The 23333-nt window shown below is 59.5% G+C and carries 18 protein-coding genes and 1 tRNA gene; 16 read left to right on the top strand and 3 right to left on the bottom strand.

Annotated features, from left to right (window positions below; all coding sequences use genetic code 11):
• Position 1 precedes the first annotated feature (1 nt).
• Entirely contained in the window at positions 2–1057 is a 1056-nt protein-coding gene (motB, locus tag ACW55A_RS13230; RefSeq protein WP_080480006.1) for a flagellar motor protein MotB, read from the top strand.
• Between the two features lie 61 nt (positions 1058–1118).
• Here the strand turns inward: motB and rsgA are convergent, their stop codons facing one another.
• Positions 1119–2150 (bottom strand): small ribosomal subunit biogenesis GTPase RsgA, encoded by a 1032-nt coding sequence (gene rsgA, locus ACW55A_RS13225; RefSeq protein ID WP_498811324.1) that lies wholly within the window; start codon positions 2148–2150, stop codon positions 1119–1121.
• A gap of 108 nt (positions 2151–2258) precedes the next feature.
• On the opposite strand from rsgA, the gene orn reads away from it, so the two are divergent.
• On the top strand, positions 2259–2795 hold the full coding sequence (orn, locus tag ACW55A_RS13220) for an oligoribonuclease (protein ID WP_003366297.1): 537 nt from the start codon (positions 2259–2261) through the stop codon (positions 2793–2795).
• 94 nt (positions 2796–2889) lie between these two features.
• The gene (locus tag ACW55A_RS13215; RefSeq protein ID WP_003343002.1) at positions 2890–3501 is read left to right on the top strand and encodes a trimeric intracellular cation channel family protein; all 612 of its coding nucleotides are present in this window, start codon (positions 2890–2892) and stop codon (positions 3499–3501) included.
• A gap of 101 nt (positions 3502–3602) precedes the next feature.
• Here ACW55A_RS13215 and queG read toward each other — a convergent pair whose 3' ends face one another.
• A complete protein-coding gene (gene queG / locus ACW55A_RS13210; RefSeq protein WP_065351107.1) occupies positions 3603–4691 on the bottom strand; it encodes a tRNA epoxyqueuosine(34) reductase QueG in 1089 nt (362 codons plus the stop codon).
• Between the two features lie 63 nt (positions 4692–4754).
• On the opposite strand from queG, the gene ACW55A_RS13205 reads away from it, so the two are divergent.
• The 13 genes from ACW55A_RS13205 (at position 4755) to ACW55A_RS13145 (ending at position 22940) form a co-directional block, all read left to right on the top strand.
• Positions 4755–6245: an NAD(P)H-hydrate dehydratase gene (locus tag ACW55A_RS13205; protein WP_498811323.1), complete on the top strand. Its 1491-nt coding sequence runs from the start codon at positions 4755–4757 to the stop codon at positions 6243–6245.
• Entirely contained in the window at positions 6233–6703 is a 471-nt protein-coding gene (gene tsaE / locus ACW55A_RS13200; protein ID WP_044309292.1) for a tRNA (adenosine(37)-N6)-threonylcarbamoyltransferase complex ATPase subunit type 1 TsaE, read from the top strand. Before ACW55A_RS13205 ends, tsaE begins: the two co-directional genes overlap by 13 nt.
• A 2-nt stretch (positions 6704–6705) precedes the next feature.
• Positions 6706–8133: an N-acetylmuramoyl-L-alanine amidase gene (locus ACW55A_RS13195; protein WP_197676929.1), complete on the top strand. Its 1428-nt coding sequence runs from the start codon at positions 6706–6708 to the stop codon at positions 8131–8133.
• Positions 8133–10079: a DNA mismatch repair endonuclease MutL gene (gene mutL / locus ACW55A_RS13190; protein WP_004409488.1), complete on the top strand. Its 1947-nt coding sequence runs from the start codon at positions 8133–8135 to the stop codon at positions 10077–10079. Before ACW55A_RS13195 ends, mutL begins: the two co-directional genes overlap by 1 nt.
• Positions 10080–11051 carry a tRNA (adenosine(37)-N6)-dimethylallyltransferase MiaA gene (gene miaA / locus ACW55A_RS13185; protein ID WP_455808229.1) on the top strand — a complete coding sequence of 324 codons (972 nt, stop codon included), beginning with the start codon at positions 10080–10082 and terminating at the stop codon, positions 11049–11051.
• A 92-nt stretch (positions 11052–11143) separates the two neighbouring features.
• On the top strand, positions 11144–11404 hold the full coding sequence (hfq, locus tag ACW55A_RS13180; RefSeq protein WP_002551819.1) for an RNA chaperone Hfq: 261 nt from the start codon (positions 11144–11146) through the stop codon (positions 11402–11404).
• Positions 11405–11416: 12 nt separating this feature from the next.
• The gene (gene hflX / locus ACW55A_RS13175) at positions 11417–12718 is read left to right on the top strand and encodes a ribosome rescue GTPase HflX (RefSeq protein ID WP_002551820.1); all 1302 of its coding nucleotides are present in this window, start codon (positions 11417–11419) and stop codon (positions 12716–12718) included.
• A gap of 96 nt (positions 12719–12814) precedes the next feature.
• Positions 12815–14020: an FtsH protease activity modulator HflK gene (gene hflK, locus ACW55A_RS13170; protein ID WP_003366313.1), complete on the top strand. Its 1206-nt coding sequence runs from the start codon at positions 12815–12817 to the stop codon at positions 14018–14020.
• The gene (hflC, locus tag ACW55A_RS13165; protein ID WP_003431937.1) at positions 14020–14889 is read left to right on the top strand and encodes a protease modulator HflC; all 870 of its coding nucleotides are present in this window, start codon (positions 14020–14022) and stop codon (positions 14887–14889) included. Before hflK ends, hflC begins: the two co-directional genes overlap by 1 nt.
• Before the next feature lie 270 nt (positions 14890–15159).
• The gene (locus ACW55A_RS13160; protein WP_003431936.1) at positions 15160–16347 is read left to right on the top strand and encodes an ATP phosphoribosyltransferase regulatory subunit; all 1188 of its coding nucleotides are present in this window, start codon (positions 15160–15162) and stop codon (positions 16345–16347) included.
• A 54-nt stretch (positions 16348–16401) separates the two neighbouring features.
• Complete coding sequence (locus ACW55A_RS13155; RefSeq protein WP_003366319.1) at positions 16402–17694, top strand: adenylosuccinate synthase; 1293 nt, start codon at positions 16402–16404, stop codon at positions 17692–17694.
• Between the two features lie 171 nt (positions 17695–17865).
• The gene (locus ACW55A_RS13150; RefSeq protein WP_024663640.1) at positions 17866–19800 is read left to right on the top strand and encodes a methyl-accepting chemotaxis protein; all 1935 of its coding nucleotides are present in this window, start codon (positions 17866–17868) and stop codon (positions 19798–19800) included.
• Between the two features lie 236 nt (positions 19801–20036).
• Positions 20037–22940 (top strand): Ig-like domain-containing protein, encoded by a 2904-nt coding sequence (locus ACW55A_RS13145; protein WP_498811322.1) that lies wholly within the window; start codon positions 20037–20039, stop codon positions 22938–22940.
• 83 nt (positions 22941–23023) lie between these two features.
• Here the strand turns inward: ACW55A_RS13145 and ACW55A_RS13140 are convergent.
• A tRNA-Leu gene (locus ACW55A_RS13140) sits at positions 23024–23110 on the bottom strand.
• Positions 23111–23333 lie beyond the last annotated feature (223 nt).

Below are 23333 nucleotides of genomic sequence, written 5' to 3'. Positions count from 1 at the left end.
CATGGAAAATAATCAGCCGATTATCATCAAGCGCGTAAAGCGCTTTGGTGGCGGACATCATGGCGGTGCCTGGAAAATCGCGTTTGCCGACTTCGCGACGGCGATGATGGCGTTCTTTCTGGTGCTGTGGCTGATGTCGTCCGCCACCCCCGAGCAATTGCTCGCGGTCGCCGGTTATTTCAAGGACCCTGTCGGCTTTTCGGACAGCGGTTCGCCGTATGTGATCGATCTGGGCGGTTCGCCGGAGATGTCGCCGAACCAGACGCTGAACCCCGAGGTAAAGACCACGCCTTCGCCGGACACCGTGCCGCTTGAGGCGGAAACTGCCGAGACCAAGGCTGAAGAGGTAGAGCAGGAGCGTCTGGAGATGCTGCTCCAGGAATTGCAGAACAAGGTCGAGGAAAACCCGCAACTGCAAAAATTCAAGGATCAGATTCTGTTCGAGATCACTCAGGACGGCTTGCGTATCCAGATCATGGATGCGGAAAATCGACCGATGTTCGACTCGGGCAGCGCGCGTCTCAAGCCTTATTTCGAAGACATTCTGCTGGCTCTGGCTGACACCATCAAAAGTGTGCCGAACAAGATCAGCATCAGCGGTCATACCGATGCAACGCCTTTCGTGGGCAGCGGCGGGTTCGGCAACTGGGAGCTGTCGGCCAACCGTGCCAATGCTGCACGCCGCGCACTGGTAGCGGGGACCTATCCGGACTCACAGGTGGCCAGAGTGGTAGGGTACGCGTCGTCTGCTCTTTATGATCACCAGAACCCGACCAACCCGGTCAATCGCCGCATCGATATCGTGGTGCTGACCAAAAAAGCCCAGCAGCGTATCGAGGGCGATCAGAACTCCGGCGGCGCGCCAGCCACGCCAGCCACGCCTGGCGCGCCGGCAGCACCCGCACCAGCTCCGGCGGCACCGGCCTTGCCCGCTGCTCCGGGGGCTTCGACAGCGGCGCCGCCAGACCCGCAGGCCTACGCCCAGCCGCGCGAGATCCGGCAGAAGCTGAATATCTTTGACGATGGCAAGTTGCGGGTCGAGCCAGCCCAGAACTGAGCGGCAACCGATACAAAAACGCCGCGATCATCGCGGCGTTTTTGCGTGTGGCGTTCGGTGCTCAGTAACTGTCTTGCGGCAGGCTGGCAATGATCGAGCGATAGCTGTTCATGCGCTGCTGTTGCACGCGGCCGTCCTCAAGCCCCTTGAGCAGGGCGCAGCCCGGTTCGCGGTCATGCTTGCAGTCACGAAAGCGGCAGGTGCCGATCAGGTCGTTGAACTCGATGAAGCCTGCCTCTACGTCAGCACGACTGACGTGCCCCAGGCCGAACTCACGGATACCCGGCGAGTCGATCAGATCGCCGCCACGCGGGAAGTGGAACAGGCGTGCGGTGGTCGTGGTATGCGTGCCCTGACCGGAAACTTCGGACAGCGGGCCGACCCGAGTGTCGGTTTCCGGCAACAGGCTGTTGACCAGCGAGGACTTGCCGACGCCGGACTGGCCGACGAACACGCTGATGTGCCCGTCAAGCTGGCTTTGCAGGCTCTGCATGCCGTCACCGTGGTGCGCGGACACTTCCAGCACCGGATAACTCAGCGTGCGGTAGACCGCCAGCAGGGCGTTGAGCGCGGGTGCATTCTGCTCGTCGATCAGGTCTGCCTTGTTGAGCAGCAGCAAAGGACGAATCCCGGCATGCTCGGCGGCCACCAGATAACGGTCGATCAGGTTGGCATGCGGCTCGGGCATCGGCGCGAAGACGATCACGATCAGGTCGACGTTGGCAGCCACAGGCTTGAGCTGGCCGCGTGAATCCGGGCGGCGCAGTTCGGTGGTGCGGGGCAGTTGCGCGACGATGACGCCAATGCCCTGATTGCCGGCGCGCCATACGACGCGATCACCGGTCACCAGTGCAGGCAGGTTGGCGCGCAGGTGGCAACGGAAGACCTGACCGGTCACTTCGCCTTCCTGGGCCTCGACTTCGACTTGCACGCCGAAGTGAGCGATGACCAGCCCCGTCTGCTCAGGGCCGAGGTCGCCACCCTCGAGTGTTTCAAGCGTAGCGGACTCGCGTTTTGCCGCGCGGGCAGCACGCTCGCCCTGAATTTTTTCGATGCGCCAGTTTTGACGACGATTGAGTTGGCGTTTGGCCATGGGTGTTCCGATGTGATGTAACCGATGAATTAGGCAGTACGATGGATCGGCAGGAGTCTAGCACGGCAGGGTGAGCTAAACTGCGCGCCTACGCTGAGGAGTCGACACATGCAGAACAAGCAGAACCTGATCTGGATCGATCTGGAAATGACCGGTCTTGACCCTGATACCGATGTCATTATCGAAATGGCCACGATCATCACCGATAGCGAGCTGAACACCCTGGCTGAAGGCCCGGTGATCGCTGTGCATCAGAGCGACGAGACGTTGGCGAAGATGGATGAGTGGAACACTCGCCAGCACGGCGGTTCGGGCCTGACCCAGCGCGTGCGGGAAAGTACCGTCAGCATGGCTGAAGCCGAGACGCAGACCCTTGAGTTCATCAAGCTGTGGGTCCCCGAGCGCAGTTCGCCGATCTGCGGCAACAGCATCTGCCAGGATCGCCGCTTCCTGTACCGCCACATGCCGACGCTGGAAAACTACTTCCACTACCGCAATCTGGATGTCTCGACCCTCAAGGAACTGGCTGCGCGCTGGTCCCCCGAGCTGAAATTCAAGAAAGGCAGCACCCACCTGGCGCTCGATGACATCCGCGAGTCGATTGCCGAGCTGCGCTTTTATCGTGAGCACTTCATCAAGGCCTGATCGAGACGCGCGTGCAGTGAATAATCTTCGCTGCACTCTTTCAGTGCGTTGGTCGGCTGGTTAGACTGCGCGCCTTTGTCGCAGAGTCGCCGCCATGTTGCTGATGCTTTATCTGATCGCTATCACTGCCGAAGCCATGACGGGAGCCCTGTCTGCGGGGCGGCGCGGGATGGACTGGTTCGGCGTGGTGCTGATCGCCTGCGTCACGGCGCTGGGTGGCGGGTCGGTGCGCGACGTGCTGATCGGTCATTACCCGCTGACCTGGGTGAAGCACCCGGAATACCTGGTCCTGACCAGTGTGGCGGCGCTGGTGACGATCTTCATTGCGCCACTGATGCGCCACCTGCGCTCACTGTTTCTGGTGCTCGACGCACTGGGGCTGGTGGCCTTTACCCTGATCGGCTGCATGACCGCGCTCGAGGCCGGGCACGGTCTGCTGATCGCGTCAGTGTGCGGCGTGATCACCGGGGTCTTCGGTGGCATCCTGCGCGACATCTTTTGCAACGACATCCCGCTGATCTTCCGCCGCGAGCTTTACGCCAGTGTGTCTTTTCTGGCTGCATGGTGTTTTCTGCTGTGTCAGTACCTGCAACTGCCCAATGAACAAGCGGTGCTGATCACCCTGTTCGGCGGCCTGCTGCTGCGCCTGCTAGCGATTCGTTTCCGCTGGGAAATGCCCAAGTTTGTCTACAAGGACGAGCCCTGAGGCGTACGCAGGGCGCAGGCACAATAGTTGAAAAATTATCGTTCCTCACGCTCCAGCGTGGGAATGCCTTTCGTGACGCTCCGCGTCACACGCCTGCAGGTTTAAAGCGGCGCCACGCCATGCCTCTGCAGCGCCCATTCCACATGCTCCCTGACCAGTTCCGAGGGATAGTCGCGCCGTGCGTGCAGGGCTTCGATCACCGGGATGGTGGAGGGCGCGTTGCCCAGCCCCACGGCCAGGTTGCGTAGCCAGCGCTCATAACCCGCCCGGCGCAGTGGTGAACCTTCGGTGCTGCCGAGGAATTTCTCTTCGTCCCACAGGAACAGTTCGGCCAGCCCTGCATTGTCCAGATTGTGGCGCGGCTGAAAGTCGCTCTGCTCGGTTGGCCGGGCGAAGCGGTTCCACGGGCAGACGATCTGGCAATCGTCGCAACCGAACACCCGGTTGCCGATCAGTGGCCGCAGCTCTTCTGGGATCGCGGTCTTCAGCTCGATGGTCAGATAAGAAATGCAGCGTCGCGCGTCCAGCACGTAAGGCCCGATAAACGCCGCCGTCGGACAGATGTCCAGGCAGGCCGTGCAGCGCCCGCAATGCTCGGTTGCATGAGGTGCGTCGACCGGCAACGGGATATCGACAAACAGCTCGCCAAGAAAGAAGAAACTGCCCGCCTTACGGTTGAGCACCAGCGTGTTTTTGCCGATCCAGCCGAGCCCGGCCTGTTCGGCGATGGCTTTTTCCAGCACTGGCGCGCTGTCCACGAAGGCTCGAAAGCCAAACGGCCCTACGGCCTGCTGAATACGCTCGGCCAGTTGTTGCAGGCGCTTGCGGATGAGTTTGTGATAATCACGGCCCAGCGCGTAACGTGAGACGTAGGCTTTTTCCGGCTCGGTCAGGCGCTGCGCCATTTCGGTGTCGCCCGGCAGATAATCCATGCGCAGCGACACCACGCGCAACGTTCCCGGGACCAGCTCAGCGGGGTGGGAACGTTTGCTGCCATGGGCTGCCATATAGTCCATTTCCCCGTGATAGCCTGCATCGAGCCAGCGTTGCAGATGCTGTTCGTGCTCTGCCAGGTCAAGGCCGCTGATCCCGACTTCCTGAAAGCCCAGCTCACGCCCCCACGCCTTGATTGAGACGGCAAGGGCGGCGAGATCATCGGAACTAGGAAGTACAGCAGTAATAGCGGACATGCGCAGAGAGAAACCGGGACCAAGGTGCGTATAATTCTGCCAGACATCGGAGCCCATAGACGCATGTTCGACACTAAACCTCATTTACCCGACGCGCTGTACAGTGCTGCGCAGGTCCGCGACCTCGATGCACGGCTGGTTGCTGCCGGCACACCCGGCCTGGAATTGATGCTGCGCGCTGCGCAGGCGTTATGGCATACGATACTTCGGCGCTGGCCGGAGGCGAATGAACTGACCGTATTGACCGGGCGGGGCAACAACGCCGGTGACGGGTATCTGGTGGCTGCCATGGCGCACAAGGCCGGCTGGCAGGTCAGGGTGCTGGCCGTCGGCGATCCGGCCGCACTGACCGGTGATGCTGCTGCGGCGCATGCTGCGGCTTTCGGTATTCATATTCAGGCATGGGCCGGACAGCCGCTGGCCGGTATCGTACTGGATGCCTTGCTGGGCACCGGTCTCGATGGCGAGGTGCGCGAGCCCTACGTCTCGGCCATCGACGCTATCAACGACAGCGGCCTGCCCGTCGTTGCGGTGGATATTCCATCCGGCTTGAGCGCAGATACTGGCCAGACGTTGGGTGTCGCGGTGCGTGCCGAAGTGACCGTTACGTTCATTGGCCTCAAACTGGGTTTGTTGACGGGCGACGCGGCAGATCTGGTGGGTGAGCTGATGTTCGACGACCTGCACGCAGCCCCGGCGCTGGTGGCGCAGGCGCCGTTCAGCGCGAAGCGCCTCGATAAACATAACCTGCCGCAACTGGCAGCACGCCCGCGAACCGCCCATAAAGGCATGTTTGGCCGGGTTCTGGTTATCGGTGGCGATCACGGTTTTGGCGGCGCAGCGTTGCTCAGCGCCGAAAGCGCCCTGCGCAGCGGTGCAGGCATGCTGACGCTGGCAACGCGGCCCGAGCATGTTCCGGCCGCTCTGACGCGTATGCCGGAAATCATGAGCGCGGCGATCCACTCGGCCAACCAACTGATGGGCTTGATCGAGCCGGCCAGCGTGTTGGTGGTCGGCCCCGGCCTGGGGCAGGCGGCCTGGGGGCGCAGCCTGCTGTCGGCGGCCGCCAACGCGGATCGTCCGCAGGTGTGGGACGCCGATGCGCTGAATATGCTGTCCGCCGGGCTGGTCAGCCTGCCCAAAGGCAGTGTCATCACCCCGCATCCGGGCGAAGCGGCACGCTTGCTGGGTGTGGGCATCAAGGACGTTCAGGCTGACCGGACCGCTGCGGTGCGGGCGTTGGCGCGTAAATTCGACACGGTTTGTGTGCTCAAGGGCTCTGGCAGTCTGATTGCCGATGCACACGGGCAACTGGCGTTGTGCGACCGCGGCCATCCGGCCATGGCCACCGCAGGACTGGGTGATGTGCTGGCCGGATTGATCGGCGCGTTGATGGCGCTGCACCTCAAACCTTTCGACGCGGCCTGTCTTGCCGTGTGGCTGCATGCAAGCGCCGGTCAGAAAGTTGGAGAGGGCGGTCGCGGGCTGGCTGCCAGCGATATTATTCCTGCCATTCGTCAGTTACTGGAGGAGCTGCAACCGTGTCTGATTTAACGCTGCATGTGGTGGGCGAAGAGGCAATGATGGATTTTGGTGCACGCCTGGCCAGGGTGACAGAAGGCCTTGGCGTCATCTTTCTGGATGGCGATCTGGGCGCTGGAAAAACCACGCTTTCGCGGGGATTGATTCGCGGCTTCGGGCATGTCGGGGCCGTCAAGAGTCCTACTTTCACGCTGGTCGAACCATACGAAATCGGTGCAGTAAAGGTGTTCCACTTTGACCTTTATCGGTTGGTGGATCCGGAAGAGCTCGAGTACATGGGGGTGCGTGATTACTTCGACGGCGACGCACTTTGTCTGATTGAATGGCCCCAGCGTGGTGCAGGCTTTTTGCCAAAGCCCGACCTGACCATTACCATTGGGCCGCACGGAGAAGGTCGTTCCGTGATATTGAGCCCGCTGGGCTCGCGTGGCGAACGTTGGTGTGCCACTTTGGCTTTGGAATTCAAATAGATATGGGGTTAGGTATGCGCATGCGCGCGCTGGTTACTGTAGTTGGTCTGCTGTTGATGGCCCTGGCTGTCGAGGCGGTTGCCGCTACGCAAGTACGAAGTGTCCGCTTATGGCGAGCACCGGACAACACGCGTCTGGTATTCGACCTGTCCGGGCCAGTCCAGCACAGCCTGTTTACCCTGACTTCGCCTGACCGTCTGGTGATCGATATCAATGGTGCGACGCTTGGCGGCCCCTTGAACGTACCGACGGCCAATACGCCGATCAGCAGCATGCGTTCTGCGCAGCGCACGCCTACCGACCTGCGCGTGGTCATCGACCTGAAAAAGGGTGTGACCCCGAAGAGCTTCACGCTGGCGCCGAATCAGCAATACGGCAACCGTCTGGTGGTCGACCTGTACGACAACGCCGCCGATGCCAATCCGACACCGGTCATTCCGGATACCGCCGCCAACACCGCGCCTGCTGTCCCGGTCAGCCCGGCTAAGCCTGAAATCAAGCTGACCCCGGTGCCGAACGGCAAGCGCGACATCGTCGTGGTGATTGATGCCGGGCACGGCGGGGAAGACCCCGGTGCCTCGGGCGGTGCCGGTCAGAAAGAGAAAAACGTGGTGCTGTCGATTGCCAAGGAGCTGCAGCGCCAGGTCAATGCCGAGAAAGGCTACCGCGCCGAACTGACGCGGACCGGCGACTACTTTATTCCGCTGCGCAAACGGACTGAGATCGCCCGTTCGAAGGGGGCCGACCTGTTCGTGTCGATCCACGCCGACGCCGCGCCATCCTCTGCGGCGTTCGGCGCATCGGTGTTCGCCCTGTCCGATCGCGGTGCCACTTCCGAAACTGCACGCTGGCTGGCGGACAGTGAAAACCGTTCCGACCTTATCGGTGGTGCTGGCGCTGTCAGCCTGGATGACAAGGACCGCATGCTCGCGGGTGTGTTGCTGGACTTGTCCATGACCGCTTCGCTGTCGTCGAGCCTGAACGTTGGTCAGAAGGTATTGAGCAATATTGGCCGCGTGACCTCGCTGCACAAGTCACGTGTCGAGCAGGCGGGCTTCATGGTGCTCAAGTCGCCGGATATCCCGTCGATTCTGGTGGAAACCGGCTTTATCTCCAATGCCAACGAGGCCAACAAGCTCGGTTCGGCGTCGCATCAACAGGCGTTGGCGCGTTCGATCACGTCGGGCGTCAAGCAGTTCTTCCAGCAGAACCCGCCGCAGGGTACTTATATCGCTTGGCTGCGTGACAACGGCAAGCTGGCCCAAGGGCCGCGCAATCATGTCGTTCGTTCCGGCGAAACCCTGGCCATGCTCGCTGCGCGCTATGACATGAGCATCGCCACCTTGCGCAGCGCCAACAATCTGAAGTCGGATGAATTGAAGATCGGCCAGGACCTGCGTATCCCAAGTTCCGAGGTGGCGACTCAGTAATGACCGATCTCCTGCTCGACGGCGCCGAAGCCGATAACGCTCAGACTGCCCTGAACGCAGCGCGCATTGAACTGCTCAGTCCGCGTCTGGCCAACCAGATTGCGGCGGGCGAAGTCGTCGAGCGCCCGGCTTCCGTGATCAAGGAGCTGCTGGAAAACAGCCTCGATTCCGGCGCGCGGCGCATTGATGTTGACGTCGAGCAGGCCGGTATCAAATTGTTGAAAGTGCGTGACGATGGCAGCGGTATCTCTTCGGACGATCTGCCATTGGCGCTGGCACGTCACGCGACCAGCAAGATTCGCGACCTGGAAGACCTCGAGCGGGTCATGAGCCTTGGGTTTCGCGGCGAAGCGCTGGCTTCGATCAGTTCCGTAGCGCGCCTGACGCTGACCTCCCGCACCCGCGACGCCGATCAGGCATGGCAGGTCGAAACCGAAGGTCGGGACATGGCGCCGCGCGTGCAGCCAGCCGCGCATCCGGTAGGCACCTCCGTTGAAGTGCGCGACCTGTTCTTCAACACGCCGGCCCGGCGCAAGTTTCTGAAAGCCGAAAAAACCGAATTCGATCATTTGCAGGAAGTCATCAAGCGCATGGCGCTGGCGCGTTTCGACGTGGCCTTCCACCTGCGGCACAACGGCAAGACCGTGCTGAGCCTGCATGAAGCGCATGACGACACCGCCAGGGCGCGACGTGTCTCGGCAATCTGCGGGCCTGGCTTTCTGGAGCAGGCGCTGCCCATCGAGATCGAGCGCAATGGTCTGCATCTGTGGGGCTGGGTCGGGCTGCCGACCTTTTCGCGCAGCCAGGCCGACCTGCAATATTTCTTCGTGAATGGCCGCGCAGTGCGCGACAAGCTGGTCGCCCACGCAGTGCGTCAAGCGTATCGCGACGTGCTATTCAATGGCCGTCATCCGACCTTCGTGCTGTTCTTCGAGGTCGATCCGGCCGCTGTGGACGTCAACGTTCACCCGACCAAACACGAAGTGCGCTTCCGCGACGGGCGCATGGTGCACGACTTTCTGTATGGCACCCTCTACCGCGCGCTGGGCGATGTGCGCCCTGAAAATCAGCTGGGTGGCAGCGTGCCGGTTGTCGCCGAGACACGCCCGAGCGGGCCTGAAGCGGGCGAATTCGGGCCGCAGGGTGAAATGCGTCTGGCCAACAATGTGCTGGAACAGCCCCAGGGCGAACCGTTTGCCCGGCCTGCTGCCGGTGGCGGCGCTGGCAGCGGTTATCAGTATCAATACACGCCTCGGCCCACCGCTGGCGTGCCGGTGGCCGAAGCGCAAAGTGCTTATCGTGAATTCTTCGCGCCGCTGCCCAGTGCTGCGCCCGCGTCGCTGCCTGAATCGCCCGGTGACATTCCGCCGCTGGGTTATGCGCTGGCGCAGCTCAAGGGTATCTACATCCTTGCTGAAAACGCTCACGGCCTGGTGCTGGTGGACATGCACGCCGCTCACGAGCGGATCATGTACGAGCGCCTGAAAATAGCCATGGCCAACGAAGGTTTGAGCGGCCAGCCATTGCTGGTGCCCGAGTCCATTGCGGTCAGCCAGCGTGAAGCGGACTGCGCCGAAGAGCATCTTGCGACCTTCCAGCGCCTGGGCTTCGAGCTTCAACGGCTCGGCCCGGAAACCCTGGCGATCCGCCAGATCCCCGCGTTGCTCAAGCAGGCCGAAGCCAACCGGCTGGTCAGCGATGTGCTGGCCGACCTCATGGAATACGGCACCAGCGACCGGGTGCAGGCGCACATGAACGAGTTGCTCGGGACCATGGCCTGCCACGGCGCGATTCGCGCCAATCGGCGTCTGGCCATCCCGGAAATGAACGGCCTGCTGCGTGACATGGAAAACACCGAGCGCAGCGGGCAATGCAACCACGGTCGTCCTACCTGGACCCAGATGGGTCTCAATGATCTGGATAAATTATTCCTGCGCGGTCAATGAATGAACGCTTTACCTCCGGCCATCTTTCTCATGGGGCCTACCGCTGCAGGCAAGACCGACCTTGCGATAGAACTGACCAAAGTGCTGCCCTGCGAGCTGATCAGCGTCGACTCTGCGCTGGTCTATCGCGGCATGGACATCGGTACCGCCAAACCGTCGAAGGCTCAGCTGGCTGAATATCCTCACCGTCTGATCGACATTCTTGACCCGGCGCAAAGCTACTCCGCCGCCGATTTTCGCAGTGATGCCCTGGCGGCCATGGCGGAAATTACTGCGCGCGGAAATATTCCTTTGCTGGTCGGCGGCACTATGTTGTATTTCAAGGCTCTATTGGACGGGCTGGCGGATATGCCGGCGGCCGATGCGCAGGTCAGGGCGCAGCTTGAGGCGGATGCACAGGCCTTCGGCTGGCAGTCATTGCACGATCAACTGGCGGTGGTCGATCCCGTTTCGGCGGCACGTATTCACCCCAATGATCCGCAACGGCTGATCAGGGCACTCGAGGTGTATCGCGTCAGCGGAATGAGCATGACGGCACACCGCGAGCAACAAACTGCGCAAAGTACCGAAGCAGCCGCATCAGGGCGCCAGCAATTGCCCTATACTGTTGCGAACCTTGCCATCGCTCCGGCTGATCGCAAGGTGCTGCACCAACGCATCGCGCTACGTTTCGAGCAAATGCTGGATCAGGGGTTTCTGGACGAAGTACTGGCATTGCGCTCAAGAGGTGATCTGCATTCAGGGTTGCCATCGATAAGAGCTGTCGGTTATCGCCAGGTCTGGGATTACCTGGATGGGAAACTGACGCGGGATGAAATGCAGGAGCGCGGCATCATTGCGACGCGCCAGCTGGCCAAAAGGCAGTTCACCTGGCTACGTAGCTGGGACGACTTGCACTGGCTGGACAGCCTGGCCAGCGACAATCTGTCGCGCGCCTTGAAATACCTGGGATCGGTCTCCATATTGAGCTGAGTCCCTGCAATAGCCGTCTATCCTTGGGGGGTGGCCGGTAAGCCAATCGAATTCGATTTATTATTTTATTGATCCTTAAAGGAGTGCGGCACATGTCAAAAGGGCATTCGCTACAAGACCCTTACCTGAATACCTTGCGTAAAGAGAAGGTCGGGGTATCGATCTATCTGGTCAACGGTATCAAGCTGCAGGGTACGATCGAGTCTTTCGACCAGTTCGTCATTTTGCTGAAGAACACGGTCAGCCAGATGGTCTACAAACACGCTATTTCCACCGTCGTACCGGTTCGCCCGATCCGCCTGCCAAGCGCTACAGACGCTGACGGCGCGGACGCCGAGCCAGGTAACGCCTGATAGGAGTCTGCCTTGTTCTTTGAGCGCCACAGTGGTGGTGAACGTGCAATTCTCGTTCATCTGGATGGTCAGGACCCTGAGGCGCGCGAAGATCCGCAGGAGTTTCAGGAATTGGCCATCTCGGCCGGTGCCGATACCGTTGCGTTTATCAACGTGCCGCGTCATCGGCCTTCGGCCAAGTACCTGATCGGCTCTGGCAAGGTCGAGGAGCTTCGCGATCAGGTCAAGGCCGAGCAGGCCGATCTGGTCATCTTCAATCACACCCTCACGCCCAGTCAGGAACGCAACCTCGAACGCGTTTTCGAGTGTCGTGTGCTTGATCGTACCGGTCTGATTCTCGATATCTTTGCGCAACGGGCGCGTACTCACGAAGGCAAGCTGCAGGTCGAACTGGCCCAGCTTGAGCACATGAGTACCCGTCTGGTCCGTGGCTGGACTCACCTTGAGCGACAGAAAGGTGGTATCGGCCTGCGCGGTCCGGGTGAAACCCAGCTCGAAACCGACCGACGTCTATTGCGGGTTCGCCTGCGGCAGATCAAGGGACGGCTGGAGAAGGTTCGCAGTCAGCGGGATCAGGCCCGTCGCGGGCGTCGTCGCGCGGATATTCCATCGGTTTCACTGGTGGGCTATACCAACGCCGGCAAATCGACCCTGTTCAACTCGGTAACCGATTCGGATGTGTTCGCGGCAGACCAACTGTTCGCCACGCTCGATCCGACCCTGCGTCGTCTGCAGCTCGATGACCTGGGTCCGATCGTGCTGGCCGATACCGTGGGCTTCATTCGCCATCTGCCACACAAACTGGTCGAGGCCTTTCGCGCGACGCTTGAAGAATCGAGCAACTCCGATTTGCTGCTGCATGTGATCGACTCCCACGAGCCGGATCGCATGTCGCAGATCGAGCAGGTCATGGCCGTGCTCGGCGAGATCGGAGCCGAGGGCTTGCCGATCCTCGAGGTCTATAACAAACTCGATCTGCTTGAAGGCGTAGAGCCTCAGATACAGCGCGATGCCGACGGCAAGCCGCAGCGTGTCTGGGTTTCTGCCCGTGATGGTCGGGGGCTTGATCTGCTCAAGCAGGCTATCGCCGAATTGCTCGGCGACGACCTGTTTGTCGGCACGCTGCTTCTGCCTCAAAGTCTCGCCCGGCTGCGTGCACAGTTCTTTGAGCTGGGTGCGGTGCAGAGCGAAACGCATGACGAGGAAGGTGCCAGCGTGTTGGCCGTACGACTGCCGCGCGTTGAACTCAATCGACTGGTGAGTCGCGAAGGATTGCAGCCGCTGGAGTTCATCGAGCAACACACTTTGCAATAAAAGCACGAGAAAGCCGTTGTACGGCTTTCGCGAGCATTCTGTAGCATTGGTCGGCGCGCCGCGGGCGCGTCTTTGCTTTATCAGATGGAGAGCGCTATGGCTTGGAATGAGCCGGGTGGCAACTCGAATAATCAAGATCCCTGGGGTGGCAAACGCCGTGGCGGCGACCGCAAGGGACCACCTGATCTCGACGAGGCCTTCCGTAAGCTGCAGGAAAGCCTGAAGGGGTTGTTCGGCGGCGGTAACAAACGCGGCAGCGATGGCGGCAGCAGTGGCAGTGGTGGCGGCTCAGGCAAGGGCGGTGGCTTCGGCCTGCTCGGCATCGGGCTTGTCGTACTGGTCGCTTTCTGGCTTTACAGCGCTATCTATGTGGTTGACGAGCAAGAGCAGGCTGTCGTGCTGCGTTTCGGTCAGTACCACGAGACCGTGGGCCCGGGCCTTAACATCTACTTCCCGCCGTTCGATCGCAAGTACATGGAGAACGTGACTCGCGAGCGTGCCTACAGCAAGCAGGGCCAGATGCTCACCGAAGACGAGAACATCGTCGAAGTGCCGCTGACCGTGCAGTACAAGATCAGCGACCTTCAGGCGTTCGTGCTGAACGTCGACCAGCCTGAAATCAGCCTGCAGCACGCGACTGAAAGTGCGTTGCGCCATGTCGTGGGTTCCACGGCCATGGATCAGGTGCTGACTGAAGGCCGTGAACTGATGGCCAGCGAAATCAAGGAGCGTCTGCAACGCTTCCTCGATACCTACCGTACCGGCATCACCGTCACTCAGGTCAACGTACAGAGCGCTGCCGCGCCGCGTGAAGTTCAGGAAGCCTTCGATGACGTGATCCGCGCCCGTGAAGACGAGCAGCGTGCGCGTAACCAGGCTGAAAGCTATGCCAACGGTGTGATCCCGGAAGCCCGTGGTCAGGCTCAGCGTATCCTCGAAGATGCCAACGGTTACCGCGATGAAGTGGTTTCGCGCGCCAAGGGTGAGGCGGATCGCTTTACCAAACTGGTTGCCGAGTACCGCAAGGCTCCTGAAGTTACCCGCCAGCGTCTGTATCTGGACACCATGCAGGAAGTCTTCAGCAACACCAGCAAGGTTCTCGTGACCGGCGACAAGGGGCAGAACAATCTGCTTTATCTGCCGCTCGACAAGATGATCGAGAGCAGCCGCAGCAGTAACGGCAATGGCTCCAATTCAGGTACGCCATCGCAGTCGGCTAATGATGCTGCCGCTGCTGCCGCCGCTGCCCGGGCGAATGAGGCTCAGCAGCGTGGTGAAGTACGTACCAGGGAGACTCGCTGATGAGTAACAAATCACTGATCACCCTTATTGTCGGCGTGATACTGGCGGTCATCGCCTGGAACAGCTTTTACATAGTGTCCCAGACCGAGCGCGCGGTTCTGCTGCAATTCGGTCGTGTGGTCCAGGCTGACGTTCAGCCGGGTCTGCATGTGAAGGTTCCTTACGTGAACCAGGTGCGCAAGTTCGACGGTCGTTTGCTGACCCTCGATGCACCGACCCAGCGCTTCCTGACACTGGAAAAGAAAGCGGTCATGGTCGATGCCTACGCCAAGTGGCGTGTGAAGGATGCGGAGCGTTTTTACACCGCGACTTCCGGCCTCAAGCAGATTGCCGACGAGCGTCTTTCGCGTCGTCTGGAATCCGGCCTGCGTGACCAGTTCGGCAAGCGCACCCTGCACGAAGTCGTGTCGGGTGAGCGAGACGCGCTGATGGCGGACATCACCGGTTCGCTGAACCGCATGGCCGAGAAAGAACTGGGTATCGAAGTGGTCGATGTCCGGGTCAAGGCCATCGATCTGCCGAAGGAAGTGAATCGCAGCGTTTTCGAACGCATGAGCACTGAGCGTGAGCGTGAAGCCCGCGAACACCGTGCCAAGGGTAACGAGCTGGCTGAAGGCATCCGTGCCGACGCCGATCGTCAGCGTCGTGTGCTGCTGGCCGAAGCCTATCGCGAGTCGGAAGAAGCGCGTGGTGATGGTGATGCCCAGGCTGCCGCGATCTACTCCAAGGCGTATGGTCAGGACCAGGAGTTCTACGCGTTCTATCGCAGCCTGCGTGCCTACCGCGAAAGCTTTGCGAACAAGAGCGACGTGATGGTGCTTGATCCGAACAGCGAATTCTTTCGCTACATGGAAAAAGCCAAGCCGTAATTAATCACCCGCCGGGCGGCAAAACCGCCCGGTGGGGTGAACGTACGGTGAAACGTGTGTATCATGCGGCAGCCGGGAAATTCCCGGCTTTTTTGCGTCTGCACGATTGATTGGCCGTATCTGAATCGGAACGCGGCAAGATTTTTCGAGGAAAGTGGTCTGCAAGGCCTGTCTCGGGCATTTGTCGTGCCCGTCATACGGCGCACCACTTTCTGCTTCACTCAAGGTCGGCCTGTAGGCTGGCCGCCTGGATCACAGGGGAATGGCGTAATGGCAACGGTCGACCGCTGGCTGCTACCAGATGGCATCGAAGAAGTACTGCCACCGGAAGCGGCGCGCATTGAAGTAGCGCGCCGTCAGGTGTTGGATCTGTTTCAGAGCTGGGGCTATGAGTTTGTCGTCACCCCGCATATCGAGTATCTCGAGTCGCTGCTGACTGGCGCGGGTTCGGATCTGGATCTGCGTACCTTCAAGGTTATTGACCCGCAATCGGGCCGGCAGATGGGCTTTCGCGCCGACATCACGCCACAGGTTGCACGTATCGATGCTCACACCCTGAAACGTGAAGGCCCGAGCCGTCTGTGCTACGCGGGCAGCGTTCTGCACGCTCAGCCGCGCGCGCTGTCGTCCTCGCGCAGCCCGATACAACTGGGTGCCGAACTTTACGGCGATGCGAGCCCGAGCAGCGATGTTGAAGTCATCAGTCTGATGCTGGCCATGCTGCAACTGGCCGATGTGCCGGATGTGCACATGGACCTCGGGCATGTCGGTATCTATCGCGGTCTGGCGCGTGCCGCCGGCCTGTCGGGTGAAGTCGAGCAGCAGCTGTTCGATGCACTGCAGCGCAAGGCCATCGATGAAGTGATTGCCCTCACCGCCGATCTGCCGCCAGAGCTGGCCGCCATGCTGCGCGCACTGGTTGATCTGTGCGGTGGTCGTGAGGTGCTGGACGCCGCACGCGATCGTCTGGCCGGCGCCCCGGCGCCAGTGCTGGCCGCTCTGGACGACCTGCTGTCGATTGCCGAGCGTCTGGCTGCGCGTTTCCCGCAGCTGCCGCTGTACTTTGATCTCGGCGAGCTGCGCGGTTACCACTACCACACCGGTGTGGTGTTCGCGGTGTTCGTGCCGGGCGTGGGCCAGTCGATCGCTCAGGGCGGTCGTTACGATGACATCGGTGCCGACTTCGGTCGTGCCCGTCCGGCGACCGGCTTTTCCACCGACCTGAAAACCCTGGTTACCCTGGGGCAGGCAGAAATCGTCTTACCGTCTGGTGGCATCTGGGTGCCGGACAGTACGGATGCGGCACTCTGGCAGATGGTTTGCCAGTTGCGCAGTGAAGGTCAGCGTGTGGTTCAGGCGTTGCCTGGGCAGCAGGCGAGCGCCGCGCGTGAAGCCGACTGTGACCGGCAATTGATTCAGCATGGCGAGCACTGGCAGGTAATGCCGCTGGCTTCTTGAGTATTCCTGCCGGCCGCCGCCGGCACCAAGTTTGCGTGAATGAGGACAAGTGTTATGGGTAAGAATGTCGTAGTCCTGGGCACTCAATGGGGTGATGAGGGCAAAGGCAAGATCGTTGATCTGCTGACCGAACATGCTACCGCCGTAGTTCGCTATCAGGGTGGCCACAACGCCGGCCACACACTGGTGATCGACGGTGAGAAAACCGTCTTGCACCTGATTCCGTCCGGTGTGCTGCGCGAAGGCGTGCAGTGCCTGATCGGTAACGGTGTGGTGGTTGCTCCCGACGCGCTCCTGCGCGAAATCGTCAAGCTGGAAGAGAAAGGCATTCCGGTGCGTGAGCGTCTGCGCATCAGCCCGTCCTGCCCGCTGATCCTGTCGTACCACGTGGCACTCGACCAGGCGCGTGAAAAAGCCCGCGGCGAGTTCAAGATCGGCACCACCGGTCGTGGTATCGGCCCGGCCTACGAAGACAAGGTCGCACGTCGCGGTCTGCGTATCGGCGACCTGTTCCATCGTGAGCGCTTCGCCGCCAAGCTGGGCGAACTGCTCGACTACCACAACTTCGTGCTGGTCAATTACTACAAAGAGCCTGCCATCGACTTCCAGAAGACGCTCGACGAGTGCATGGAATACGCCGACATGCTCAAGCCGCTGATGCTCGACGTCACCGCTGCGCTGCATGAGATGCGTCGCGACGGCAAGGACATCATGTTCGAAGGTGCCCAGGGTTCGCTGCTGGACATCGACCACGGTACCTACCCGTACGTCACCAGCTCCAACACCACGGCGGGCGGCATTGCCACCGGTTCCGGTTTTGGTCCGATGTACCTGGATTACATCCTGGGCATCACCAAGGCCTACACCACGCGCGTGGGTTCGGGTCCTTTCCCGACTGAGCTGTTCGATGACGTCGGTGCCTTCCTGGCCAAGCGTGGTCATGAGTTCGGTGCCACCACCGGTCGTGCACGCCGTTGCGGCTGGTTCGACGCCGTCATCCTGCGTCGCGCCATCGAAATCAACAGCATCTCGGGCCTGTGCCTGACCAAGCTGGACGTGCTCGACGGTCTGGAAACCATCAATATCTGTGTGGGCTACGAGAACGAAGAGGGTGCCGTCATCGACGCGCCTACCGACGCTGACAGCTATCTGGGCCTGCGTCCGGTCTACGAGCAGATGCCAGGCTGGAGCGAATCCACGCTGGGTGCCAAGACCCTCGAAGAGCTGCCTGCTGCCGCTCGCGCTTACATCAAGCGTGTTGAAGAGCTGGTGGGTGCGCCTATCGACATCATTTCGACCGGTCCTGACCGCAACGAAACCATCGTGCTGCGTCATCCGTTCGGCTGATACGTCACCGAGCTGTGCCAAAAAGGGTCGCATGTGCGGCCCTTTTTTATTGTCGCACCAACGGCAGGGAAGCTCAGAAAAGTGAGACTTGTGTCACGGCACGGCGCTTGCTACAAAGATGACAGAAAAGTGCCATCATTTTAATGGCGCTGAGGGTGGAGGGATTCTCCTGTGTCTGCTGTCTTATCTCTATTGCAAAGCCGTCTGCTGCGCCCGGTCTTCATTGCGCTGGGTATCGCTCTTTTGGTGCAGGTGGTGGTGGCGGTTGCGCTTACCCGGAGCACCGTCACTGCGCTTGAGGCCGATCTCGCCAATCGTCTGGGGGTAGATTCGCAACATCTGTCCTCAGAGCTGGAGTCGGCGAGTAGCGAAGTGACATCGAGCCTCGATGCATTGTCAGCCAGCACTCGACAGCGCCTGAGCGTCGGGCTCTCTACCCGTCTGAAGGAAGAGCAGGCTCAACTGCGTGCCACGCTGGAGAAAGACTTGCGCGAGTCCGCGACCGACATGGCCGAATTGCTGGCTGCCGTTGCTCCGCGCGCCATGTGGGACAACGACACGCCAACGCTTTCTGAATTCGCACGCCGTGCCCAGCGCAATCCCAACGTACTGTTCGTCGTTTATGACGACGCTGCAGGTGAGCACCTCACGCGTTACATGAACCGTGACAATCCGCTGGTCAAGGCTCTTTTGGCCAAGGGGGAGGGCGAGCGGGCGATGGACAAGGTCCTCAATGCGGCGAAAAGCGACCCTTCGGTGTATTACGTCGAGGCATCCATCAGCCCTAACGGCGTAGAGATCGGCAAGGTGCGCATGGGTGTGTCCACGGCAACGGTCGAAGAGAATCTTACTGCCCTGGACAAGCGTTTCGCGACCCTGATCACCAGTGGTGAACAGTTGGTGTCTGACAGCCTTGCCAGTGCCTCGAAGGACAGCTCTGCCGCGCTACGCACGCGCCTGCAGTCGGCTCAGGCGGCGGGAGCGGCAATGACCGCCAACACGCGTGTGGCGGTTCAGGAAGCTGCCGAAACGCTGCGCTGGAGAATCGGCATGGGTCTGGCCCTGGTCGGCCTGGGTGTATTGTTGTTACTGGCGGTGGTGCTCGGGCGTCGGGTCGTCAGCAAGCTGCATCTGCTGATCGCGGCACTCAATGACCTGGCGGCGGGCGAGGGCGATCTGACCAAGCGCGTCAAGCTGGACAGCAACGACGAGATTGGCGACATGTCGGCGGCGGTCAACCGCTTCATCGACAAGTTGCAGCCTATCGTTCGTGAGGCGGGCGAGGTGGCGCAGCGCACCGGGCAGGAAATCGGTGTCATGAGCGAGCGTAACGCCGGTGCCGATGCGGCGGCCGAATTGCAGCGGGACCAAGTGGCGGCCAGTCTGAAAGCGCTGGAGCAGATGGCCGACGAGGCGCAGTCGGAAAGCCAGGCGATGCAGGCAGCCTTGCGTCAGGTGATCGATATCAAACAAGCGACCGATGAAAACACCCGCACGTCCAATCAGGTCGGCGGTTTGATCGAGGCGCTGGCCGGGCAGGTTGAAACCGGTGCGCAGGTCATTGAGCGTCTGGCGCAGCAAAGCCAGCAGATCGAGGTCGTGCTGGAAGTTATCCACGGTATTGCCGAGCAAACCAACTTGCTCGCACTCAACGCAGCCATTGAAGCCGCACGCGCGGGTGAAACGGGCAGGGGCTTTGCCGTGGTGGCTGACGAAGTGCGGGCGCTGGCCAGCAAGACGCAAAGCTCGACGGGCGATATCCAGGAGCACATCATCGCCCTGCAGCGTGGAGCGAAAGAGGCGGTCGCCGCCATCGGCATCGCCGGACGCCAGGCCAAGGAAGGTCTGGAAGTACTGCGAGACAGTGCCAAGCGCCAGCAGACCGTGCAGGTATCTGTCGAGCAGGTACACGCGGCCATTGGTCTGGCGACCAAGGCGGCTGTACATCAGGCTGAAGGCGCGCAGGCCGTTCGCGGTCGGGTAGAGGTGATTCACGCTCAGGCCGAGAAAGCCGCAAAAGCGGTGGTTGAGACGACCGCTAGCGGCAAAGTGCTAAACGGGCTGGCTGCGCAGTTGAAGTCGAGCCTGGGGCAGTTTCGGGCTTGAGGTATAGAACGTTTTCGGGAAAAGGCCTTCGTTTACACCTTAGTCTGTGAGGCACCCAGCACGATGTCTAGCACGTGCTGGCAGCGAAGCGAATAATCGAGCGCTAACTTTCAAGGACGCGAGGTTGGCTGTGTCTGGATAATCGCAGGAAGTTTTTTGAAATGCCTACCTGTCAGTTCTGATAGTAACCCTATGGGCAATGACCCCCTACAGTGAGCAAGAGCTCATGATCGCGAATGAGCACTTTGTACTGTGCTTACCTCAGAGCGCACAGCCAGATATTTAACTTTATTTCTATGGATGGAATGAATATGACTGCCTTATTGGAAAGTCCCCTTGCCCCGGTAGGTGTTGGGGGCGTCTGGAGAACTGATGCGGTTACAGGAGTAAAATATGTTCAGTTAGGCTACCCCGACAAGCCGTCATCGCCCCCCTCGCCGTCGGATATGTCCTACCTTGCAGGGCGGGGGCTCGGAGTCAGGCTGCCGTCGATATGGAACAACTATTACTTGAGTTTTGCTCCTGGCGAGCACGTTCATATTAATTTCAAGGGTAAGTCTCAGAGTGGAACGCTGATTAGTTGGAGTACGACTTACCTAGCGCTATCTGTCGTGGGTGGTGATGTACGCACCGTGACGATTCCGTCTGATATTGTGAAAGCGCTCGCCGGTCAAACGGCGACTGTTCAGTATGTCGTCAGGCCCGCAAGTTCCAACAAGACTGGCAAGGTTCGCACATCGCAATCTCTTGAGTTTCAGATTCGAGGTCTTTATCTGCCGGCGCCCGAACTGTTGGAGGCCGTCAACGACTCTATCGACCCGGATCACATCAGTGCCAAGGCTACAGTCAACTTTGTCACTGTCAGTCTCGATTACCCTGGTATTCAGCTTGGGGACACCGTAAAACTGGTCAGGGAGGGCGTGAACGCCAAGCAGAATGCAATTAACTTTACTGACAAAGACCGCCCCATCAGTGCAAGTAATCTACAGCGGCGTCCAATGAAAATTACCTGGACAGATGCTGATATCAAGCCGCTGGTCAATGGCATCATGAGTATCTACTACAAGGTGTATAGAGAGGGCGTCTGGTATACCTCGCCCAGGCGCAATATCTATGTAGGACCCAGCCTTGCGGGTTTGCCGCCATTTATCAACGAAGTTTCTGATAATCGTCTCGATCCGGACAAAATTGCTGACTCTATCAATGTTCATATTCCTTCCGCTGGAACCTTGGTAAAAGACAAGATCACGCTGTTCTGGAGTGACTCGTCAAAACAGAAGACGTTTACCGATGAGGGGCTTGTTACCCAGCAGAATGTCGATGGCGACATGTCATTTGATGTGTATCTGGATAATCCCATTGAATTCAACCGGGGCAAGGTTGTGACGGTTTTTTACCTGCTTGAGCGCGTTCTGCCAGATGGCCGGAAAGTCAGCTTTCGTTCTGCTGACTATCAGTTTTTCGTCGGCAGTCAGAAGGATCAGGAGGCTGCAGATTCCAGGGTTTTGACCGGCGCTGTGGTGGACGGTGTCAAAGATGGCAAGATGGATGCTGCTCTTGCGAGCGTTGGAACAAAACTCACCGTACCTTACGCCGAGACTCAGGTGGGAGACAGTGTTACGGCTTATTGGCAGCCGGTCGAGGGTGGTGATCCGGTCGCACTGGGTGTTCAGGCTGTTGATGCGGCCAACGTGAATATCGACCTGGTATTCAATGTTCCCGCGGCCTCCGTCAGTACAGCGCTCAACAAAAAGGCCATTGTCTATTACGTTATTGAGCGAAAAGGGCTTGGCGGCAAGACTCAGAAGTTCAGGTCTCAGGAAGAACTGTTTTCGGTAGGCACTCAGGTGGCTGGTCTATTGCTTCCTGCTCCTGAGGTTCCGGCGTCTGTTGACTGGGTTCTTGATCCGATGGCCGTGCAAAATGGCACAACAGTGGTTGTTCAGCCTTACCCCGCTATTGCTGTCGGCGACAAGGTTCGGCTCTTCTGGATTGGTACTGACGGCCCCGGGACGCCAGCTATAGCCGAACAAACTGTCGGCAGTGTGAGCAAGGCATTAGAGTTCGTTATTCCAGCCTCGGCAATTGGTTCCAATACCGGGGCAGAGGTCTGGGTCTATTATCAGGTCACGCGCAACGGGCTGATCAATCCGATAGATTCTGACGACACCATCATTGAGGTCGATACACTTGGTGGGGATAACCTGTCTCTGCCAGTGGTCGGCCAGGCACCCACAGATCTGCTGGATCTGGCCTCGGTAAAAACCGACATCGTGGTGACGCTCAAGAAGTGGCCATTCATGGCAGCCGGTCAACGGGTGTGGTTGCGCCTGGAGGGTACTGCCCAGGATGGTAGTGCGGTGGAGATCAACGTCTGGACAGCCAGAATATTGACCGATGCCGATGCAAAGCAGGACTTGGCTATTACTATCACTCGGGCCCAGTTCGATAATTTGGCAGCGGGCAGTCAGTTGCAGGTATTTGCAAAGGTTACGTTCGATGGTGACTTCAGTGACACCTACGCTGAAGACTTTCCTACGCTGAGTTTGACAATCAAACCGCAAGGCAGCTTGCTGAGTGTCAAGTTTTCAGATGTTTCTTTGAGCGCTGCGTATCCGAAGCCAGGCAGCACTGCTGCAGTGCCGCCCGATTCAAGTCAGTTAATGGTTGTTAGTGGCGGTAAAGGTCCCTATACGTTCGTGTCTGGAGATTCGTCTATCGTCGAGGTCGATGCTAAAGGCCTGCTGATGGCCAGGAAGAACGGATCTGTATATGTTCAGGTGCGAGATTCCCTAGGCCAGGTTGTATACGTAACGGTCACTGTCCAAGGTATTTCCACGTTGGAGTACCTGAATTTCGATACTTACACGGAGTGCAAGAAAATTGCCGACAGCAGAGGTCTTGTCATTCCGGATCTGGCTACTTGGCGCAAGCTCCGTGCCGAGGGTAGCGGAAAGTTGAGTATCGACCTCACGGCAGCGCCTGCGGGGCAGCAGTGGGACAGACGGCTCTGGGCAAGTGATAATGGTAGTCTTCCGTTTACCAGAAAGAGCTATTTCCCGGATGATGACAAGGATAAGGATCTGAGAGACATCGTGATAGGTGGCGATGCAGCCTATGGCTTTGGTTTGAAGATATAAGCTGGATGCGGTCTGCTGAGTTGAAGTAAATGACTTTGCAATTCCCAAAAAAAAACCGAGCCATTGGCTCGGTTTTTTTGAATTGGTGCCCAGAAGAAGACTCGAACTTCCACGACCTTGCGGTCACCAGCACCTGAAGCTGGCGTGTCTACCAATTTCACCATCTGGGCAGCATCAGCAGCGTGTACGCCGTTGATGGGGCGCACTATACGGCGATCGTTTTACTCTGTAAACCCCTGTTTTGATTTAATAATCGAAACCCTGAAAATGCAAAAACCCGCTTTCGCGGGTTTTTGTGAGGCTTGAGTCTGTTGCCTGAATTGGTGCCCAGAAGAAGACTCGAACTTCCACGACCTTGCGGTCACCAGCACCTGAAGCTGGCGTGTCTACCAA

The organism is Plantibacter cousiniae (nom. nud.) (assembly GCF_977070315.1).
This window is presented reverse-complemented; position numbering and strand designations above follow the sequence as displayed.

Excerpts from the sequence above, each read along its gene's own strand:
- motB (WP_080480006.1), top strand. The coding sequence starts at position 2 with ATGGAAAATAATCAGCCGATTATCATCAAGCGCGTAAAGCGCTTTGGT.
- rsgA (WP_498811324.1), bottom strand. The coding sequence starts at position 2,150 with ATGGCCAAACGCCAACTCAATCGTCGTCAAAACTGGCGCATCGAAAAA.
- orn (WP_003366297.1), top strand. The coding sequence starts at position 2,259 with ATGCAGAACAAGCAGAACCTGATCTGGATCGATCTGGAAATGACCGGT.
- ACW55A_RS13215 (WP_003343002.1), top strand. The coding sequence starts at position 2,890 with ATGTTGCTGATGCTTTATCTGATCGCTATCACTGCCGAAGCCATGACG.
- queG (WP_065351107.1), bottom strand. The coding sequence starts at position 4,691 with ATGTCCGCTATTACTGCTGTACTTCCTAGTTCCGATGATCTCGCCGCC.
- ACW55A_RS13205 (WP_498811323.1), top strand. The coding sequence starts at position 4,755 with ATGTTCGACACTAAACCTCATTTACCCGACGCGCTGTACAGTGCTGCG.
- ACW55A_RS13195 (WP_197676929.1), top strand. The coding sequence starts at position 6,706 with ATGGGGTTAGGTATGCGCATGCGCGCGCTGGTTACTGTAGTTGGTCTG.
- mutL (WP_004409488.1), top strand. The coding sequence starts at position 8,133 with ATGACCGATCTCCTGCTCGACGGCGCCGAAGCCGATAACGCTCAGACT.
- miaA (WP_455808229.1), top strand. The coding sequence starts at position 10,080 with ATGAACGCTTTACCTCCGGCCATCTTTCTCATGGGGCCTACCGCTGCA.
- hfq (WP_002551819.1), top strand. The coding sequence starts at position 11,144 with ATGTCAAAAGGGCATTCGCTACAAGACCCTTACCTGAATACCTTGCGT.
- hflK (WP_003366313.1), top strand. The coding sequence starts at position 12,815 with ATGGCTTGGAATGAGCCGGGTGGCAACTCGAATAATCAAGATCCCTGG.
- hflC (WP_003431937.1), top strand. The coding sequence starts at position 14,020 with ATGAGTAACAAATCACTGATCACCCTTATTGTCGGCGTGATACTGGCG.
- ACW55A_RS13160 (WP_003431936.1), top strand. The coding sequence starts at position 15,160 with ATGGCAACGGTCGACCGCTGGCTGCTACCAGATGGCATCGAAGAAGTA.
- ACW55A_RS13155 (WP_003366319.1), top strand. The coding sequence starts at position 16,402 with ATGGGTAAGAATGTCGTAGTCCTGGGCACTCAATGGGGTGATGAGGGC.
- ACW55A_RS13145 (WP_498811322.1), top strand. The coding sequence starts at position 20,037 with ATGAGCACTTTGTACTGTGCTTACCTCAGAGCGCACAGCCAGATATTT.